The sequence below is a fragment of the Bartonella acomydis genome, from assembly GCF_039543025.1.
In the GTDB taxonomy this organism is placed as follows: Bacteria; Pseudomonadota; Alphaproteobacteria; order Rhizobiales; family Rhizobiaceae; genus Bartonella; species Bartonella acomydis.
Window position 1 is genome coordinate 1 of the sequence record NZ_BAABIY010000081.1, and the last position, 2,498, is coordinate 2,498.

A 2,498-nucleotide genomic window follows, 5' to 3' on the forward strand; every position below is an offset into this window, starting at 1 on the left:
CATGCCGTTGAATTTGCTGAAAAACATCTGAAAATCCTTCATGAGCGAGAAGCAGCGGAAGCACATCTTGCTCCACAAGCTTTGATTACTTTCAATAGAATTGCGGAGCAATTAAAAGAAATGGGTTGGACAGTTTATCGCGATAAAAATTACAATCGCAATGCTTACTTTATAAGTAAAGACCGTATCATCAATATAATGTATAGCCTTCAAAGTGATGGAGAAGAGCCGCTTGTTGCATTTAAAGCTTCCCTTTCAACACTTGGCTTTTCCACGGCTCATAGAGAAATTTTCTATAATATGCCGCAATATATAGCCCTCAAAGAAGCAGAAGAAGTTTATACAGTTTCTAGTACTGAATTGGATGGAGGCAAAGTTAAAGAGATTTGTACGGACATTCTTGAATGGGCTGATAACCAAAACACCAATCAAATTATCTATGATTATGCGGTTTTGTCACCGAGCAGTGAAGTATGCATTGCAGTATGTCACCTTATTGCACTTATTTTGATAGGAAATGTCAAAAAACTCAAATTTTATAAGGAGAGTTTTCAAAGAAAAAATCATCTAGGCTTTGCAGATTGTTTCACAAAAAATGATATTGATAACGCTCTTAGTCTTGCACAGGGTTATCGAGCAGGTTTTCCCCAAAACCCTCCAATTGTTTGAGCTTGGATTCACAAACAACATCTGTTATTTCCAAAACAGCCTCTGTTGAGGAGACAGAGGAGATAGAGGAAACGGATGATAAAGATGCTCCATTGACCATGGAAAGTGCTACAGCAATTTTAAAAAGCCTAGGCTGGTCAATCGAGAAAATCGATGAGAATGACCATATGGCAAGCTATCAATTGGCTGATCGTGAAGTATACATTCTTTATAACGATGAAATTGCTAAAGATTGTCCACAATTTGATAGCGCTTTTTTGATTAGCACCGGTATTCTTTCGGCAGCTTGCAAATTCATTGATCCTACTCACACGGAAAATATTCCAGATATCCAGCTTAATTTTGAAGCTAAAGGATTAGAAATCTTTGAACCAGAAGTCACTGCAGATCGTTTAACACAGGCACTTGATGATGCGCTAGAATGGGCGGTAACAGCCATTGACCTTTCTGAAAGACTTCGCTGTGATTATGGCATAGCTCCTTGGCAAAAAGGTGCAACGTCAAAAACAGACAATCCGGATTATGCTTTACTTCATATCGGTGCTCTTGCTTTGTTAGGCGGTGTTGAGACCTTACACTCTTATCAAAAAAGCTTTGCGGTAGGGGATCATTTAGGTTTTGACGCGAGCATCAACAAAACTCACCTTGAACGTGCATTGGCTTTAGCCAAGGAAGTAGCAAAATCAAAGCAACTGAGCTACGCTTTGATTGAACATATAACAAAAGATTTTGATAATCACTCAGAGCTTTCTAGCGAGGAATAACCTCACTCTTGGAAAGAGAAGATAGCCAAGTTTATCGCAAAAAAGAGAAGAAATATCGAAAAAATCTCTCAAGATTCCATATCTTATGATTTTAGTGAGTGATTAAAACACGTCTTAAAAAACATGTGATCCTTTAAAGCCTTTCAAAAGACAGTTATAATTATAAGAAATGCTATCAAGATCATTATGGTTATGAATTTTGAGGATTTTGAAGATTTTGAGGGTTCTTTTTACCCCCCCCTTTATATATATTTTTTAATCAAAAATAAAAGTTATTATATTTCAATATGTTAATGTTTTAAGAAAACAATCTATATTAAACATAACGATTAAATACAATCTTTAATATATATTTAAAAGGGTTTTGTAGGTGTTTTGGGGGTTTTTAACACTGTCAAAACCTATACAAAATGAATACACATAACTCTTTTTAAATAAAGCTTTTGAAAAGGATAAACTATCATTTGAGATTACGGTATAATCTCTAAAGGCAATCCAAAAGAAGCGTATTCACTTTAAGATGGGGTTTCTTAAAAGTCTTAAAGCATTCCAAATAAGAGTATTTAAAAGTGCAAATGATTTCTTTTTAGAATAACGCATAACACTCCTTTAAAATTGTGTCTAATCAACTTATAAGAGAGGTATAGATTATGATTATAAGACTCTATACCCCTTATGAGATTATTATCTCTTATAAGTTTATTCAGTTTCTCTTATTTCTAATTTTGGTAAGTTCTTAACGATTTTCATTGTCTCTAAACTTACGGTAATAACCCTTTGAAACAACTCTAGAGGGTAGGCAGGGTTTCCAACGGTCTCAACAGCATAACGATTAGCATCATTCACAATACCACTCTTTTTATCAGTTTTAACACATTGACGTTCCATAACCCATTCAAGAGCAGGCTTGCCATTCACGATATATTCATAAGCTTCCTTAGGTATATCTGTTATTGTGATATTGCTGTTGTAAATAACAGTGGACTTGTCTTTCTCTTTACCTGCTTTTGCAAATTTCATTTCTGTGACATAATAGAATTCTTTAGGATTAGAAATATCTGTCTG

The 2,498-nt window shown here is 34.8% G+C and carries 1 protein-coding gene and 1 pseudogene; one reads left to right on the forward strand and one right to left on the reverse strand.

What is annotated here, in order from left to right:
• A pseudogene (locus tag ABD909_RS07145) lies at positions 1-1,433 on the forward strand (DUF6990 domain-containing protein); the annotation flags it as partial.
• Positions 1,434-2,132: 699 nt separating this feature from the next.
• Here the strand turns inward: ABD909_RS07145 and ABD909_RS07150 are convergent.
• Positions 2,133-2,498 (reverse strand): type ISP restriction/modification enzyme (locus ABD909_RS07150; RefSeq protein ID WP_345097261.1); only part of this gene is annotated, 366 nt, incomplete at its 5' end.